Genomic DNA, 16058 nt, shown 5'->3' on the forward strand with positions numbered 1-16058 from the left:
AAATGGTTCCTGTAATCGCAGGCATGGGAACGTCCTTTAAAGGGGCGTTCCTGTATTATTGTCATGACAAAGACGCGCTGACCGATGCGCGGGTTGCGTGGACAGAAACGCTGAATTTGATGGCGGATACCGCCGAAAAAGCATGGCGGTTTATGGCTTACACCGCCCAAAGTCATGATCGTCTAAAGCAGGCCGCTTGCGTTAAGAACACAGGCCGTAAATTAGAAAAACCTGTCTTCACCTATTCGCTAAGCTGGCACCCTGAGCAATCCCCGACCAGGCGTGAAATGATGCAAGCTGCCAAGGAGTCGCTCAAGCGCCTTGGCCTAGAAGAGCACCAGACCTTGATCGCTTGCCACCACGATGAGCCGCAGCCGCATATTCATATGATCGTTAACCGCGTGCATCCACTTACCGGGATCGCTGCAAAGCTCAGCCGATCTAAACGCAAGCTGTCAGATTTTGCGCGGCTCTTTCAGCGGCGTGAGGGCACAGATTATTGCCCTGCCCGTGAGGATAACCACCGCAAGAGGCAGCGCGGCCAGCAGACCAAACATGGCGATCCGGTGATCGTGAAGGCATGGGAGGCCAGCCAAAACGGGCGTGATTTTATGACAGCGTTACAGACTGAAGGCTACCAACTTGCACAGGGTAATAAACGGCTGGTTGTGGTGGATCGCTACGGCAAGGCGATCAATCCGGTGCGACATCTGCCGGACGTAAAGACCAAGCATTTCAATGCACGACTATCCGACCTTGATCTCACCGCCCTGCCTGATGCGGCCACTTTACAGGCACAACACAAACAGACGGAAAAACAAAAACGTAACGCAGAGAAACAACAGCAAGAGGCTTTGGCAGAACAACACGCCATCCGCCTTGCTGATCTACAAAACCAGCATCTAGAAGAACGCGCCCAGCTTTATACCAGCCACCATACCCGCATTGAGAAAGCCAAAACCGAGCTTGCTGATTACTATGGCTTGGCTGATCAAAAAGCGAATATCCGCAGCCTTAATACGAAGCTCAAAAAGGTTGGTTTCTTTGGGAAGCTTTTGGGGCGTCACAAGAAAATCTGTTCTGAACGCGATAACCTGATCTTAACCTTGCGCGATGCACAAACCCGCTACCACGAGGCAATCAGCACCCTAGAACACAAACGCGACCGTGATCTGAAAATCCTCACCAACCGCCAAAAACAAGCCGTAAAACGTCTAAAAAACCGCTTGCAGGAACAAGCTTTCCCGCAACAGAGCAAAGAACAACACAGGCATCGCTCATATCAGCAATCATCACGCGGCTTTCAATTATGACGGTTTTCAAAAAAACTGTCGGATAAACAGCGATTGAAAAACGCATCTATAAGCATGAGTGAGCTTCTAAATTCCCCAGATCATAAACTTGTTGATGCAAACGGCCTCTTGAAAGCCTTATTTGAACCAGATTGCCGTCCATCTTTGCGGTGGGTGCGGCAGATGCAAGCGCAGCGTAAAATCCCCTATATCAAGATCGGGCATCTGGTGCGCTTTGATATTGAGGCTGTAAAACAGGCTTTGGCTGACCGCTGCACGGTCAGACCGCGTTCCGGTCGTCTGCGCATCTGATGGCATTTGACCGCAGAGCGGTTGCCAAACGGTTGCCAAAAACGCCTCATTTGGCTGCATTTCGTGAAATTTGACTTCACGGCTCTGCAAAAACAAAAATCCCGCAAGTCACTGACTGTGCGGGATTTAAGGCTTTAAAATTGGGTGCAGGGCTCAGATTTGAACTGAGGACCTTCAGGTTATGAGCCTGACGAGCTACCGGGCTGCTCCACCCTGCAATGGGGAAAGAGTTCAAGATGATGATGAGATCTACGGATGTAAAGAAGTTATTTGGATTTTCGATGCGGTCCACGCTCAATGGTCCGATCAGAGCTCTATTTCCAGAGTCGTTGGGCGGCGGACTCAGGGATCCAGCCTTGGGTGCCATCGGGAGTTAGGATGTAGACGTGATCGTTATGGCTGTGAGCCGTCGATACTTTCTCTCCCGGCGCAAGGGGTCGCAGCGTTGGGCTCTGTTCGGTGGGGGCCAGTTTTAGGATGATGTCATCTTCGGTGATGATGGCCTCGTGATACCAGTCGTATGTTTTCCAAAAGGCCCCGCTGAGCAAAACGATCGCAACGAGACTGAGGTGCTGAGCAAGGCGTAGTTCACTATCGTGATTTGGAAATACTTTAAAAAAGGCCCTCGATATCCAAAGACCCAACCAGGCCCAAAAAAACAAAATAATGAGTATTAACCAAGCGTTTGGAGTGAGGCTTCGCAATGTGTCACTTAGCCAATCAGGATCGATGGTCGGCAGACTTTCCAGAGAGGTAATTTCACTCAGTAGGTTGAGGGTTTTCTCTGCCCGGGGTTTCAATAAAAGAGCTCGCTCAGCGTTGAACCGTGCAGGCCCCGGCTCGTTATTATTCCAATAGGCGACAGCGAGGTTTTGATGAATGGCATAGTTGGTTACGCCTGCATCAACCATTGTTTCGAAGGTTTCTATGGCCGTGGGCCATTCACCGTTTTCAAGGCTGGCAATGGCGGCTTTGAAGTCGGTTTGACTCACAGCAGATTGACCGTTCAACAGCGCTGTGCCTGGCAACAGGCTGAGAAATATCGCGATTGCGGTGAGAAGCTTCATTTCTGGCCCTCCCCATATTGAATCCAAGCGCGCACGAGTTTTTCTGTCCGGGCTGTCCAATCACTAAAGATGATATCTTCTTCAGTCTGGTTGGTTTCGTAGAGATAGTGTTCGATGTCCGCAAAAAAGCTACGCGTGTCCTGACTGACCTCATCTGGGAGGGACGTGACTCTTTCGACCTCTGTGTCGATCTCTTCTGCGGTCCAGGCGAGCGTCGAAGCCCCTAAGCTGAGGCCCATTGCGTGGCGTACCTGCGCCGATACTGCCTGAAGGAACGGAGCCGACTGCTGATCAACCATATTTTTTTCCGCTGCGCTTTGTTGATTTTCGATGGCTGCGCGCACGGCGAAGAGGCGTTTACGAAATTCGTCGCCCTCGAGCTTGCGGCGTATGGCCAGCGCAATACACCCACCACTCACGAGTGCCAGAAGTAGAGCATTACCCCATCGCACTGTGGCTACACTTGCCAGGGGAGTGGGGACACTGCTTAGGGTGCCCAGCTGCGTGACAAAAAGACTGGTATCATCATCGCTTTGTTCGGAAGTCGTGACGAACTCATCGAAGTAAGCATCCAAATCTTCGGCATTGGGATTTGGCGCGACGCTTACTGGAATCGGTTCGGTTTTGATCGTCCGATACGTCTCCAATGCAGTGTCGAAAAATGTGAAGGCGATCTGGGGGATTTGCGTAATTTCGTCAGAGACCGGAATGAGGGAATAGATGAATCGCTTGCGACCGCTATAGCCCAAGCCATCACCACCTTGAAAACTGGATTCTGGATTGAGCGCCCGCCAGTCCTCTCCGAGTTCCAGTTCGAGAGCCTGGATGCGGTCGAAATTTCCGTGGCCAATAATGTCTATACCGAGACGAATGGGTTCGCCCAGCATCGCATCATTTGTCGTGGGACGTGCTTTGATTCCGAACTCGCCGATCGCTCCCGTGAATGAGCGGGGTCGGCCTTTCAATGGCAGCGGTTTTACGGGTATCTCACGCAGGTCTGTTACGATGCGTCTTTCTGAGACGTTGCGGTTAAACATCGCCGGTAATCCTAGACTGCCCAATAGGCTCTGGGTGGAAGATCGACCTCTGTCTGGCTCGGCGATCTGCATGTCGGCTTGATATTGTATGGTCTGGAGACCGCCCTTCACAGGAGTCAGCGTGACTGGGATGGATAGCGTATTGTAAGTCGTGCCATCGCGCTGAGCGCGGCCACGGATAAACTGTTGAGCGCGTGCTGACTCGGCGAAGGCCGTGCCGATCTTATCTACGCGTACGGGCTGAGAGGCGGAAATTTCCTCGGTGACCCAAATTTGGACGGTCGCCTTTACTGTTTCGCCGACATACACTTTTTCCTGTGGCATAACGAGTTCGACGAAGAGGGGACTGCCGCCTGTCCCGGGTGCGGCTTCTTTGATGACTTCCAAGCTAGTGCCTGTCGTGCGAAACACCTCGGAGCCGACCTGCACCTCGAACGAAGGCAGGCTATAGATACCCGGCGTGTTGGCGCGCACGACGTAGGAGTGTATCTCGGATTGGGTGACGCGACTATTGCCGGCGATATTAATTTGCCTCGTTTGCGTGCTCGGCGTGCGGCGCTGCATCTCGAGTCCTGGTATGTTGGGAAGAACAAAATCACCCCGAATATTACCTCGGACTGTGAAACCGCCTGAACTTTGTTGTTCGCTGGAAATGGTTATCTTCAAGAGCGAAGGCTGACCGACAACGATGATGTTCGGTTCAAAGGACACGGTCACATTGGTCCGCGCGTTTTGAGCCTGGATGGTGGAATAAAACATCGGCGCGAGTATGAGCCCGAGAAACGACAGGGGATGCCGCCTCAGGATACTTAGTTGAAGAAAGACTGACTCAATAATCCCGTGCATCGCGGTCTTCTGGGCGTGTGGTGATGATAAAAGGCAATTGCCGCTCCTGTTCTTTCAGCGTGTTGAGTAGGCGGTCGGCGTCCTCGGCGGTCATCTGAATGGCCCGCATATTCTCAGAGTCTAACTCGACGTTTTGTAGAGCTTCGCTCGCGTCCGCTAGTTCGTCGTCTTCGGGCTGCTGCCCCTCCATCTCCTCGCCGGGTTCTTGTGGGTCGATCTCTTGATCGGCATATTCTTCAGCTGACTTTTCACTCTGGTTCTCGGCATTGGGCTCCTGGGGTTCTTGGCCTTGCTGTTGTTCCTCGTTGTTGGCCTGTGAGTCTTGGGAGTCCTGGTTGTTTTGCTCGTTGTTTTGACTGTCTTGCTGCTGTTGCTGTTCGCCCTGCTCTCCTTGGCTATCCTGATTTTGTTGGTCTTGTTGGCTCTGTTGTTGTTGCTGCTGCTGTTGTTCGGTCTGACGAATCAGCTCTGCTAGCTTTTGAAGCTCTTCGTTTCCTGGATAGCGATCTAAGCCCTCAAACACCGCTTGTTTGGCGAGTTCGAGTTCGTCATCATAGAAAGCTCGTGCTCCGGCGTCAAAGTAAGCCAAGGGTGAAAGTTGTGCGATTGCCGCAACGGGTAACAAAGTTATGAGTAATAATTTAAAAATGTGGCGCAGGGTCTTCATGGTAACGGCGATTCGGATTCACCCTCGGCGCGACTACGCTCTGCTTCGTCCGGTGGAGGGGGTGGGGCGAGAATGTTGGAGATAGCCGATATCCGCATCCGTTTGTCTTGGAAGTGGATGGATGTTGGATCCTGCTTTGCGACTTCGTTAAGGAGTTCAGCCGCTTCGATAAATCTATTTTCGGTGACCCATTGGTCTGCGAGGGCTTCAGCTTGAAGCACCGCTTCAGTCGGAGATTTGAGAGCTTGTATCATCTCTTCAAGAGCAGCCTCGATCCGGGGAATCATCGTTTCATGGCGTTCAAATTCCTTCCAAGGCGGGCCTTGTTGCTCAATCCAGCTCGTCAGCTTGTCGAGGTTTGAGCTGACATCTTCCGCTTCTGGATCGAGTTCAGCAGCATTCAGCCAGTTGGTTTGGGCCTCATTGAGTAGGGAAAAGCGAGCCCGGGGCTGGGGGGCCTGGTCGGATACGTTTTCGTTTAACGCGCGCACGGCACGCAAGATTTGTTCGCAGCGTGTCCAAGCGTCGCGTCGTGCAGGAATGTTGGTCAATGCTTGCTCCCCGGCTTCAAGCGCTTGAGCTGCGGTTTCGAAGAGCGAGCGAATTTGCTCGTTTATTTGAAGGAGATCGAACGTGCTGACATCGACTTTCAATGCCTGTAGAGTCTGACTCAGACCAAGACTATAGAAAGCATCAGCCTGGAGTACGATATCGCCGGTTCGCAGAGCATTTTTGAAACCTTCGGCCGCTTTGATAAAGTCGTCATTGCGGAAGGCAGCGACTCCCAGGTTGTAAGCGAGGAGAACATTTTCGGGTTCTTCTTCTGCAGCCAGTGACAGGGTGATCTGGGCGGCAGGAATGTCCCCATCTTGAAGCTGTTGGGTCCCTGTGTATGCCGAAGCCTCCGTGTATTGCGGTAAGGCGAATGAGCTGAGTGTAAGGATGGCGGCGGCCTTCATGCTCTGGCCGAGCGTGCGCGACCGTCGATTGTTGATGAAGAATGAAAGCGTCAGACAGATGAGGCCAGGGATGGCAAACCAGGTGAACCGCTCATGGGAGATTTCCCGCTCAGTCGAGTCGCGTAACTCATCTGGGATCTCAGAAAGACGCTCATTATATAGACGTTCCAAACCGGTTCCTGCGACACCCAGCGGCACGTAGAGCCCTCCTGCTGCCTCGGCAATGTGTCGCAGCGTATCATCGTCGAGGCGCGTGATGACTTGGGTGCCGTCATCGTTTGTGAGATAATTAATGTTGCCGAAGCGGTCGCGGACTTGGATGCGTGACCCGTTGCGACTGCCAACCCCGACTGTGTAGATAGTCATACCTTTCTCGGCGGCTTCACGTGCTGCCTCGATGCCGCTCGCTTCTAAATCTTCTCCATCGGTGAGTAACACCAGAATCTTCATGTTTTGATTCTCGGGAAAGGCGGCATCCGCCTCCTTGATCGCGGCAGCGATGTTTGTCCCGCGGTAGGGTATAATGTCGGCCTCTACAGCATCGAGAGCCAGGCGGAAGGCATTGGTATCGAAGGTCAATGGACACTGTAGAAAGGCTTCTCCGGTAAAGGCGATTAGACCGACACGGTCCCCACGAATCTGGGGGAGTAGGGCTTCGATTGCCATCTTAGACCGCTGCATCCGCGATGGGGGGATGTCCTCGGCAAGCATACTCTTCGATGCATCGAGGGCGAAGAGGATGTCGATGCCTGCCGCGTTGAGTTCGATAGTTTCGTTGCCCCATTGAGGACGTGCCGCAGCGAATCCGAGGAAAACGATGGAAAGCAGCAATAAAACGTTGCGTGACCACGTGATGCGCCGGCTTTCATGCTGCAACAGTCGATTCGCCAAACGCTTGGAGATAAAACGGCCAACACGGCGACGGATACGTCCCTGGCTGCTTTGCATGAAGAAATAGATCGCCACGGCGGCGACCAGCGCAATCAAGAAGGCTGCTGGATAAACGAGGCTCATGGGATGCGGCGCATGCGGGTGTTGCGGAGTAATTCTCCAAAGCAGAGCAGGCCCAGAGCCGACCAGAGCGGCCAGGCGAACAACTCATTGTGCGTCGAGACGCTGTTGACTGTCACCTCGGTCTTTTCCAGCTCATCGATTTCTTCGTAGATGCGCTCAAGGCCTTCCGTATCCGTAGCTCGGTAGAAGCGTCCCCCTGTCGTCTCAGCAATCGCTTTCAACGTGCTTTCATCTACAGGGATATTGCTGCGGCCTCCCGGAATAGGTCTGCCGTTACGATCTCGAAAGATGCGGCCATTGCGATCGACGCGGGGGAAGGGAACGACGTCTTGGGAGCCGGCTGCAATGGTGTAGACCTTTACCCCATGCGCCGCCGCGGCCTCAGCTGCGGAGCTGGGCGAAATGAGACCTCGATTGTTTTCTCCGTCAGAGAGTAGGATGACGACCTTGCTCTGAGCTTCCAGCTCGCGGAGTCGGTTGACGGAGGTGCCCAGAGCATCACCCACGGCTGTGCCACCTGGTGAGATTAAGCCCACTTCGAGTCGGGCGAAATTTGTCTTCAGCCAATCGTGCTGAAGCGTGAGTGGGCTCACGAGGAATGGGGCTTCGGCGAACGCAACGATGCCGATGCGGTCGAACTCGCGCTCCTCAATAAAACCAGCAACGACCGTCTTTACGGCTTCCAAGCGCGTGTCACGCTGCCCTTCGATAAAGAAATCCATAGCCCGCATCGAGCCGGACACATCGATCGCGAGCATGATGTCGACGCCGTTAGACTGGACGTTTTCTTCGGTTTCCGTGAGGCGAGGCCGAGCCAGAGCAATAACGACGAGTGCCCAGGGGATGACCAAAAACAAGAGGATCGGTAAGCCGGACGCCGCTTTCACGGGGCGCGGGCCTTTGCGCAGAAGCTTGAGGCTACTGAATTTCACCGATGCCGGCTTTCCCTGTCTGCCTTTGAGGAAGAAGAACAGCGGAATCAGCAACAGCGCCAGTAGCCAGAGCGGTTGACCAAAATTAAACATCAGGCAGTCGCCGCCTCCTTCGGCAAGGGTGGGGGCGATGCGGGTCGGTTCTCGTTCTGTTTGTTGCGGGTGATGGATCGGTAGAGGGTCTCGATCAATTCGCGGGCCTGTTTGAGTAGACGTTGTTTTTCTCCTACCTCAACGCTTTGTTGAGCAAATTTGGCTAAATCACAGAGTTCTAGAAATTCTTCCAAACCGTCCCGGGTGGCTTCATCGAAAAGGGGGTGTTCTTGAATGGCCTGTAGGAATTCTTCTGTGGTCTGCTCTTGTGCAGGGAGTGAGCAGGCGTGCTCGATGTAGCCGCGCAGGATGTCGGATACCGCACTGGAGTAGATACGCGTTTCCATCTCCGTAGCTTTGGGCTCCAGAGCTCTCAAAGCTTCGAGTGCTTCATTCAGAGGATTAATTTTGCGCGCTGCTAGCGGCTTAGTTTTCCCACCACGCATCAGCCAAAAGACGAGCACCAACAAGAGAATTGCACCGGCGGCAAAGGCGTAAATTGCCCATTCAGGAAACAGGGGAATCGATGTGTGCGGCCGCAGGGGCGCGAAGTCATCGGGCGTCAATGAGAACGGAGGTTTCGCTGGAGTTTGTATCCTCATCGCAGGTTAGACGCGTGCTCCGCGGCGATTGAATATGGCTTGGAGTGAGGCGACATACGGTTCGGCGGTATCGACGGTCACACCGTCGACGCCCACTTTGCGAAAAGTCTTTTCGACCAGGTCTATGCGGTCTCGGTTGTTGCGTAGGAAGGCTTCACGCACCGTCGCGTCGCTTGTGTTGACCTCCATGATCTCCCCCGTCTCAGCATCTTCTAGGCGGATCCAGCCGACATCCGGCAGCATCATTTCGCGGGGGTCGGAGATGTTGATGCAAATTAGATCGTGGCGTTGATTGACGAGCGCGATTTGCGAGGCGACCGGGTTTTCTTTCCCATCCACGGTCTCTTCCCAGAGGTCTAGAAAATCGGATATAAGGCAGACGATGGCCTTACGATGCAGGATGCGTTGTAGGCGTTTCAGCGCTAAGTCAGTTCGTGTGCCGTGATTTTTTGGCTCAAAATAGAGGCATTCGCGGATGATGCGCAGGACGTGCTGACGTCCTTTTTTAGGTGGAACGATCAATTCGACCTGATCGGTATAGATGAGCAGGCCGACCTTGTCGTTGTTTCGCGTCGCCGAAAATGAAAGCACGCTGGCGATCTCTGCCGCGCGTTCGCGCTTGGTTTGGTCGCTAGAGCCAAAATCACCCGATCCGCTCAGGTCCAGCACGATCATCATCGTCAGCTCGCGCTCTTCTCGGAATTTTTTGATGAACGGCCGGTCCATCTTTGCGGTGACGTTCCAGTCGATCGCGCGCACATCGTCTCCCGGGACGTATTCGCGCACCTCCTCAAAATCCATGCCCTGGCCGCGGAAGCTGGAATGATAGGCACCGGTCAAGGATTCCGTAACCATACGACGTGTCCGGATCTCGATCTGCCGGACTTTTTTTAGAATCTCGGCGGTTGAAGGTTCGACGGCCATCGCGGCTTAAGGAACAGGAACAGTCTCAAAAATCTTTGCCAGGAGGTCTTCCGACTCAATGCCTTCAGCTTCAGCTTCATAGCTTGCAATCACACGGTGGCGCAGGACGTCGGCCCCGATAGTTTTGACATCCTGGGGTGTGACAAATGCGCGGCCCTGCAACAGAGCCCAAGCCTTCGAAGCGACTGTCAATGCGATGGTGGCACGCGGGGATGCTCCGAATTGAATGAAAGACTCGATGTCGAGTTTGTAGGCCTTTGGTTCGCGGGTCGCAAAAACGAGGTCGAGGATGTAGTTTTTCACTTTTTCATCCATGTAGATTTCGTTGACCAGGCTGCGTGTCTTGAGGACCTGTTCCATCTCGATCACGGCATTGATTTCCGTATCCGAGGTCGTTTTACCCATGCTATCGAGGATCTCTAGCTCGTCTTCCCGGCTGGGATAGCCGATCTTCAATTTGAGCATGAAGCGGTCGACCTGCGCTTCCGGGAGGGGATACGTGCCCTCCTGGTCAATCGGATTTTCCGTGGCTAGGACCAAGAATGGACTGGGCAGCGTGAAGGTTTCGTCGCCGATGGTTACTTGACGCTCTTGCATCCCCTCAAGCAGAGCGGATTGCACTTTGGCTGGTGCCCGGTTAATTTCGTCAGCGAGGACCAGATTGGCGAATATGGGACCCTTTTTCGTGAAGAAATTGGCTTCCTTGGGATTGTAGACCAGAGTGCCGATGATGTCGGCGGGAAGGAGGTCAGGTGTGAACTGAATCCGTGAAAAGTCTGCATTGATCGCGGAGGCCAGTGTGCGGATGGACAGTGTCTTTGCCAGGCCGGGAACACCCTCAAGCAAGATGTGACCATTGGCAATCAGGCCAATGATCAGGCGGTCAATCAGGTATTTTTGCCCGACAATAACTCGGCTCATCTCGCGACGGAGTTGTGCGATCCATTCCGATTCGCGATGAATCGATTCTTTGAGTTGTTCCAGAGAAAGGCTCATGTAGTAATTCTAAGGAGTTGTCTGTGAGGAAGATGACAGCGTTGATTCAAATTGATTTGTCAAAATTCATCCGGCTTATGCCAGACAAATTCTGAGTTATCCAGTTCCCTCTTTGAAGAGACCGTACCAAAATTCGCCAAAACTCAAAAATTCAATTAAGACTTAGAGAATGGGAAGAGACATTATATTGGCATCTGGATCACCGCGACGGCGTGAGATTCTGGGGCGGATCGTCAGCGCGTTCCGTGTCGAGCGCAGCGATGCCGATGAGATCGATACCTTGGCTGAATCTGAAGGGTCGCCCGAAAAATTTGTCTCGATCAACGCTGAGATGAAGGGGGTCGATGTTTCAAATCGTTTCTCGGATGCCGTTGTCTTAGCGGCAGACACAACGGTATTCCTCGACGACCAGGTGCTCAATAAACCCAAGAGCATGGAAGCGGCTCACGCTATGATCCGTCTCCTCTCAGGAAGAGAGCACCAGGTGCTGACTGGAGTTTTTATTTCTAACGGCAGGGGCGATGAGCCTGAGATCTTTGTCGAAACGAGCACGGTGCATTTCAATCCCCTGAAGGACACAGATATAGAGCGCTATTTTACGCTGGTCGATCCGTTGGATAAGGCGGGAGCATATGGAATCCAGGCGGGAACGGATATTATTCTGAAGCAAATCGAAGGATCTTTCAGCAATGTCATGGGTCTTCCCGAAGCGCGGGTGCGGCGCTATTTTGCAGAGATTCTCGGAATTGCGATCCTACCCAGAAACAATGATGATTGAAGAGCCTCCAGAGAGATCAAAGACTGGTCCTGCGTGGCCGGGTCTGGGCGATGATTCGGGCTCGGAACAAAAGATAGCGGGTGGGTCTATGCTCGTCATTTCGATCCTGCTGCATCTATGGCTTGTAGCCTTATTTTGGGACGATTTTCTGGGCTTGGGAAATTTTGAGGAAGTGATCGAAGAAGCAGCAGAGGAGAGTTACGTATTGGAACTCCAGCCTGTAGAAGAGGAGCCTCCTGAATATATTCAGACCAACCCAGATGTGCCGGATAACGAGCCGGACGAATCTCCTTTTGTGTCCAACCGAGATCAACAGGCAGCGCGAGAAAATCCCGTGCCCGGCAGCGACGATCCTATCCCCACGATCGAAAGCGATGAAGAGGGCAATAATATTGTCGAATCGAGCCTCGAAGAGCCGAGCCCCCCATCGCCTGCAGTGCCCGCGATGCAGGGCCAACCGGGTGCGGAGCAGGCCCGACCTGGCGAGGGTGAAGTGACGCAAGCAGATCGGCAGGTCGGCACGCCCACACGTCGTGGTATTCCTGATGGTGCCGATGCGGCAGATCCCGTGCGGTCCGAATCCCCTCAGCAAGAAACTGCTCAAACCCAGCAACCAGAACAACAGCCTATCCCGTCATTCATTCAGCCTTCCTCCGAACCGTCACCTCCACCAGCCTTTCTGCAACGTGAAGAAGCCGAATCCCTGGAGGGCGAAGGCGCCGGCCTAACTCTGGTCGAACCTGGAGTAAGCGAAACGCCGTTCCAAGCCATGGCACCCTCGCGGATTATCCCCACAGTTCGACGCAGCCAGCCCAATTTCCGCATTGTTCAGGAGACTCCCGTGATTCCGCCACGCGGCGAACCGGAGGGTCTCGCCGAGACGCCCAGTGATCAACCTGGCGAGACTGAGCAAGCCGCCACTCCCGAGTTTCAGCCTTCGACCGAGGCACAAGTGCCGCGGCCACGCATCCGCATTTTACCTCAGACCACGCCAGGACCCCTGATGGATAACCCTGGGACGTTTGCTGGACGTGAGGGTACCGTAGCAGTCGATGCTGAGTTCTCGGCATTTGGTGAATATACCGCGCAATTTCTGAATTATATCTCTACCTCATGGCACCGAACACTCCGCGGTATGCAGATGCGCGTCGGCGATTCGGGGACCCGTGTGATGATACAATTTGAGCTCAACAGCGATGGCAGTATCGCCGATATGAAGACCCTCGAGTACACCTCTTCTCGGCTCATGATGAATGTCTGCCGCGACGCCATCCAGAGCAGAGCCCCCTACGATCCGTGGCCCCAGGATATGATCGAGCTATTTGGCGATAGCCGGACCATGACGATTACATTTCATTATCGCTGATGGGGACTGTTCCAGATCATTTAAACTGGCTGCTTGAGCTGCCGTTGCACGATCGTGCGACGGTCCTAGCCACGCATCCCAGCGGCCTGATAGCCATCGATAAAGGAGCCGGGCTGCTTTCGCATCCGAATCCGCAAGCGCCAGCAAAAAAGCGGGCTGCTACTCAACTGGCCATCAATCGCGGGATTGCGAAAAAGCCGAAGGACGCTGCGTCGGAGCCCGTTTGGCTGCATGCTACTTATGACTTCGCCAATGAGCAATTTGAGTATGGGTCCCATCGTATCGTGCTCTGTAATCGGCTCGATTCGGCTACTTCAGGCGTTCTTATTTGCTGTGCCGATCCTGAGCTGGCTGCTGAAGTGAAGCGCCGCTGGGCCAAGCGCGAGGTGGAGAAAATTTATCTCGCTGTCGTCCGCGGTATGGTGGAGCGGCAAAGTGCACGCTGGACAGACCGCCTGCAGATGAGCCGAGGTGGCAATGAACGGGGCGTGCGTGTCCAGGGCCGGGGAGCACTTGGAGGCCATCCGGCTCGCGAACCAGCCAAAAGCACCATGCGCCGCTTTTATATCGCTCGCACCGAGCCGCGCGTTTCCCTGGTCGAACTCAGCCCGATCACCGGACAAACCCACCAGCTCCGCGTCCAATCTGCGATGCATCATATGCCTATTGTCGGCGACCGCAAATACGGTGATTTTGCCTTTAATCGGGCGGTCGAAAAACGTTTCCCGAAAGTAAGAGGCCGTATGTTCCTCCATTCGCACAAAATCCGCATCCAGCTAGATTGGCAGGGCAAACCAATCGATTTCACGGCCACGGCTCCGATTCCCAAAAGCTTCAGTGAAGTGCTGCGGAAGGATGTGACTGGATCTATGGGGCTCTGAGCTTTATTTTTTGGGATCCGCTAATGGACGCGAATTACCGCTAATGTTTTGTTTTTGTGATGGGGGTTGTGTGTCGGATGACCGATTAGAGCTGAGACGCCATGCGTAGAGTGATGGCGACAGCCATTGCTGCACTTGAGCTTTTGCCCACCCCAAGGCAATCGCTCTCGCGATCACGCTACAGAAAGAGCATTGTTTCGCGATTCTGATCGAAGCTGGGCTTAACAGGTTTCAAACGTTGTAGGAGCGGCGCTCTGTCGCCGCTGGAGCTGTTCGGCTACAACTGAATACAGTGGCAGTTGGGTTTAATTTTTTTGAATCCGCGAATGGACGTGAATAAACGCGAATGTTTTGTTTTGTGAAGGGGGTGTTTGTCGGCTGACCGATTAAAGCTGAGATGCCGTGCGTAGAGCGAGGGCGATAGCCATTGCTGGATCTTTGCTTTGACCCACCCCCAAGGCAATCGCTCTCGCGATCACCCTACAGAAAGAGCAGAGTTTCACCAAGGCTGGTCACGAGCATTGTAGATTCGTACTTGAGTCCCGAGTAGGTAAGAAGCATCAAACGGACGGGCGAATTTTTGCCCTTCTATCAACTATGAAAGTTCTCATCCTGATATCATTCGCTCTCTCTGCTGCTATTGTTCAAGTCCAGGCCCAAGTTGCGGATCCCAGAGTAGGAAACAGAAACCCTCTTCAAGGGACTTTATTCACTCTTTCGGAGGCATCGCAGGTTGTCGATTCTTGGTATGACATAAGCGGATTTGGTGTTGTTGAAGTCTCAAATTTCCCATGGCTTTACGGCAGGCAATTTGGCTGGATTTATGTGCACGAGACACGGGCGGGATTGGACTCGAAAGCAAAGTGGGTGTGGATCGATTCTCTGACCGGTTGGTATCTTTTTCCTGGAGAAAATGATAACTATGTCTGGTCAGATGCTAGTAAGCAGTGGAATTACTTTCATATCGATTCATCCGGATATGGGTGGCTTCACAGGTTTTCCGTTGGTTTTATTAGATTTTTTCCATCTTGGCAAAGGATCCCGCAGTTCCCATTCCCATCGTTTCCGGATTTTGGCGGTGGTATCGAAATCATTGATTATCCAAGTCGGCCTGGTTACGGCAATGGCGGATTCTTCGAGGTTGGCATAGGGAGAGAACCTGTAGCATCTCCATCGTCACCGTAACAAAGTCTCGGGAGTCGTGCCGCTATTGATCCTAACACTAATCAAGCCGCCGTTAACACTACGAGATCCTAAAATAATAACACAGCCATCCCATAAGGCCTGATGGCGGAGATCAGGGGTGAGTATTGATCGGCTGTAGCGGTTGATCGTGTCTATTGGTCAAAATTGAAAAATAGCGGTTTTGACCATGATAAGCCCTATGCTGTCTCATAGGCACTCCAGTCCTCGCCCGGTAAATATGCGGCTTGCGGCTGAACGCGCATCCTCCACTTACCACCTGCTGTCCCATAGAACGCGAGAATATCATGCAAGTTGAATCGATCCCAAACGACGCCTCGGATCATGGTAAAGACTCGTGCAAAGCTATGTGGCCACTGCGAACTCCATGCTTGGAAACGAAGGAGCAGATAAACCAATAGCGCAGACCAGAGCTGCCAGCGTATGGCTTGCTTTGAGTGGCCCAAAAAGTCGCAAACCTGCAGGGTCTGCTTGATTTGTTTGAAGAAGACCTCAATCGCCCAACGACTTTGGTAGAGTCCACAAATGCTGGAAGCGGCCCATTCCATATTATTGGTGATGAAAGCCATCTCGACCTCTTTGCCATCCACTTCGACTAAGGCAACGATCCGCCGCATGCGCTTAGGATAGTCAGCTTTTGAGCTTTTGGTTTTGAGGGTAATCTCATCGTCGCGCAGGATATTGCCCGAGACCTTGCGTTTCTTGCAGACATGAGCGCGCATGTTATCTTTGGCACGAGTCACCCAAAATACGCCTCTAGTGCTCAGCGAAAACAAATGCTTAAAGTGAACATAAGCCTTGTCGAAGACCGCAATCTCGCCCGCCACCAGCCTGGCGCACAACGCGAGCATGCGACTGCTGTCATGGTGTGAGCCCTCCTCGACGACGGCGAATGATGGCAGAAACGTTTGTAGATTTAAACACAGGTGCAGCTTGGCTGCTGCCTTGCGCCGACGGTGCTTTGCCCAGTCCATGCAGTTGGCGACTAAAGCGATGGTTGAAGAGTCGATACTGTAAACGGTCTTCTTGAAGCGACGGGGCAGTCCATTGTAGCGCCCCGCCGGTCCGAAGCCGTGAAACTGGTTTTGC

15 protein-coding genes and 1 tRNA gene are annotated in these 16058 nt (G+C 53.3%); 6 read left to right on the forward strand and 10 right to left on the reverse strand.

Annotated features, from left to right (window positions below):
• Positions 1-2: 2 nt before the first annotated feature.
• Together HRU10_03980 and HRU10_03985 are read left to right on the forward strand one after the other, a co-directional pair.
• A complete protein-coding gene (locus tag HRU10_03980) occupies positions 3-1313 on the forward strand; it encodes a relaxase/mobilization nuclease domain-containing protein (GenBank protein ID NRA26392.1) in 1311 nt (436 codons plus the stop codon).
• Between the two features lie 54 nt (positions 1314-1367).
• Positions 1368-1604 carry a hypothetical protein gene (locus tag HRU10_03985; GenBank protein NRA26393.1) on the forward strand — a complete coding sequence of 79 codons (237 nt, stop codon included), beginning with the start codon at positions 1368-1370 and terminating at the stop codon, positions 1602-1604.
• A 141-nt stretch (positions 1605-1745) separates the two neighbouring features.
• On the opposite strand, the gene HRU10_03990 is transcribed toward HRU10_03985, so the two are convergent.
• The 9 genes from HRU10_03990 to HRU10_04030 form a co-directional block, all read right to left on the reverse strand.
• Positions 1746-1822, reverse strand: a tRNA-Met gene (locus HRU10_03990).
• A 96-nt stretch (positions 1823-1918) separates the two neighbouring features.
• A complete protein-coding gene (locus HRU10_03995; GenBank protein NRA26394.1) occupies positions 1919-2671 on the reverse strand; it encodes a hypothetical protein in 753 nt (250 codons plus the stop codon).
• Positions 2668-4554: a BatD family protein gene (locus HRU10_04000; GenBank protein NRA26395.1), complete on the reverse strand. Its 1887-nt coding sequence runs from the start codon at positions 4552-4554 to the stop codon at positions 2668-2670. Before HRU10_04000 ends, HRU10_03995 begins: the two co-directional genes overlap by 4 nt.
• Entirely contained in the window at positions 4538-5221 is a 684-nt protein-coding gene (locus tag HRU10_04005) for a hypothetical protein (protein ID NRA26396.1), read from the reverse strand. The genes HRU10_04000 and HRU10_04005 overlap by 17 nt, the downstream gene beginning before the upstream one ends.
• Positions 5218-7194: a VWA domain-containing protein gene (locus HRU10_04010; GenBank protein ID NRA26397.1), complete on the reverse strand. Its 1977-nt coding sequence runs from the start codon at positions 7192-7194 to the stop codon at positions 5218-5220. The genes HRU10_04005 and HRU10_04010 overlap by 4 nt, the downstream gene beginning before the upstream one ends.
• Entirely contained in the window at positions 7191-8219 is a 1029-nt protein-coding gene (locus HRU10_04015; protein NRA26398.1) for a VWA domain-containing protein, read from the reverse strand. The genes HRU10_04010 and HRU10_04015 overlap by 4 nt, the downstream gene beginning before the upstream one ends.
• Complete coding sequence (locus HRU10_04020; GenBank protein ID NRA26399.1) at positions 8219-8821, reverse strand: DUF4381 family protein; 603 nt, start codon at positions 8819-8821, stop codon at positions 8219-8221. Before HRU10_04020 ends, HRU10_04015 begins: the two co-directional genes overlap by 1 nt.
• A gap of 6 nt (positions 8822-8827) precedes the next feature.
• Entirely contained in the window at positions 8828-9745 is a 918-nt protein-coding gene (locus HRU10_04025; protein NRA26400.1) for a DUF58 domain-containing protein, read from the reverse strand.
• Between the two features lie 6 nt (positions 9746-9751).
• Complete coding sequence (locus tag HRU10_04030; GenBank protein ID NRA26401.1) at positions 9752-10741, reverse strand: MoxR family ATPase; 990 nt, start codon at positions 10739-10741, stop codon at positions 9752-9754.
• A gap of 169 nt (positions 10742-10910) precedes the next feature.
• Here HRU10_04030 and maf point away from each other — a divergent pair, with 169 nt between their 5' ends.
• The 4 genes from maf (at position 10911) to HRU10_04050 (ending at position 14951) form a co-directional block, all read left to right on the forward strand.
• A complete protein-coding gene (maf, locus tag HRU10_04035; GenBank protein NRA26402.1) occupies positions 10911-11519 on the forward strand; it encodes a septum formation protein Maf in 609 nt (202 codons plus the stop codon).
• Positions 11509-12885, forward strand: coding sequence for a hypothetical protein (locus tag HRU10_04040; protein NRA26403.1), 1377 nt, complete (start codon positions 11509-11511; stop codon positions 12883-12885). Before maf ends, HRU10_04040 begins: the two co-directional genes overlap by 11 nt.
• Positions 12885-13766, forward strand: coding sequence for an RNA pseudouridine synthase (locus HRU10_04045; protein ID NRA26404.1), 882 nt, complete (start codon positions 12885-12887; stop codon positions 13764-13766). The genes HRU10_04040 and HRU10_04045 overlap by 1 nt, the downstream gene beginning before the upstream one ends.
• Positions 13767-14363: 597 nt before the next feature.
• Positions 14364-14951 carry a hypothetical protein gene (locus HRU10_04050; protein NRA26405.1) on the forward strand — a complete coding sequence of 196 codons (588 nt, stop codon included), beginning with the start codon at positions 14364-14366 and terminating at the stop codon, positions 14949-14951.
• A gap of 197 nt (positions 14952-15148) precedes the next feature.
• Here the strand turns inward: HRU10_04050 and HRU10_04055 are convergent.
• The coding region (locus HRU10_04055; protein ID NRA26406.1) for an IS4 family transposase at positions 15149-16058 on the reverse strand (910 nt) is incomplete at its 5' end.

It is taken from the genome of Opitutales bacterium, from assembly GCA_013215165.1.
Taxonomy (GTDB): Bacteria; Verrucomicrobiota; Verrucomicrobiia; order Opitutales; family JABSRG01; genus JABSRG01.

Bases quoted from the DNA above. Each gene is read 5' to 3' on its own strand.
- HRU10_04000 (NRA26395.1), bottom strand. From the start codon at position 4,554: ATGCACGGGATTATTGAGTCAGTCTTTCTTCAACTAAGTATCCTGAGG.
- HRU10_04050 (NRA26405.1), top strand. From the start codon at position 14,364: ATGAAAGTTCTCATCCTGATATCATTCGCTCTCTCTGCTGCTATTGTT.
- HRU10_03985 (NRA26393.1), top strand. From the start codon at position 1,368: ATGAGTGAGCTTCTAAATTCCCCAGATCATAAACTTGTTGATGCAAAC.
- HRU10_04015 (NRA26398.1), bottom strand. From the start codon at position 8,219: ATGTTTAATTTTGGTCAACCGCTCTGGCTACTGGCGCTGTTGCTGATT.
- HRU10_04030 (NRA26401.1), bottom strand. From the start codon at position 10,741: ATGAGCCTTTCTCTGGAACAACTCAAAGAATCGATTCATCGCGAATCG.
- HRU10_04025 (NRA26400.1), bottom strand. From the start codon at position 9,745: ATGGCCGTCGAACCTTCAACCGCCGAGATTCTAAAAAAAGTCCGGCAG.
- HRU10_04045 (NRA26404.1), top strand. From the start codon at position 12,885: ATGGGGACTGTTCCAGATCATTTAAACTGGCTGCTTGAGCTGCCGTTG.
- HRU10_04020 (NRA26399.1), bottom strand. From the start codon at position 8,821: ATGAGGATACAAACTCCAGCGAAACCTCCGTTCTCATTGACGCCCGAT.
- HRU10_03980 (NRA26392.1), top strand. From the start codon at position 3: ATGGTTCCTGTAATCGCAGGCATGGGAACGTCCTTTAAAGGGGCGTTC.
- HRU10_04005 (NRA26396.1), bottom strand. From the start codon at position 5,221: ATGAAGACCCTGCGCCACATTTTTAAATTATTACTCATAACTTTGTTA.
- HRU10_04040 (NRA26403.1), top strand. From the start codon at position 11,509: ATGATGATTGAAGAGCCTCCAGAGAGATCAAAGACTGGTCCTGCGTGG.
- HRU10_04010 (NRA26397.1), bottom strand. From the start codon at position 7,194: ATGAGCCTCGTTTATCCAGCAGCCTTCTTGATTGCGCTGGTCGCCGCC.
- HRU10_03995 (NRA26394.1), bottom strand. From the start codon at position 2,671: ATGAAGCTTCTCACCGCAATCGCGATATTTCTCAGCCTGTTGCCAGGC.
- maf (NRA26402.1), top strand. From the start codon at position 10,911: ATGGGAAGAGACATTATATTGGCATCTGGATCACCGCGACGGCGTGAG.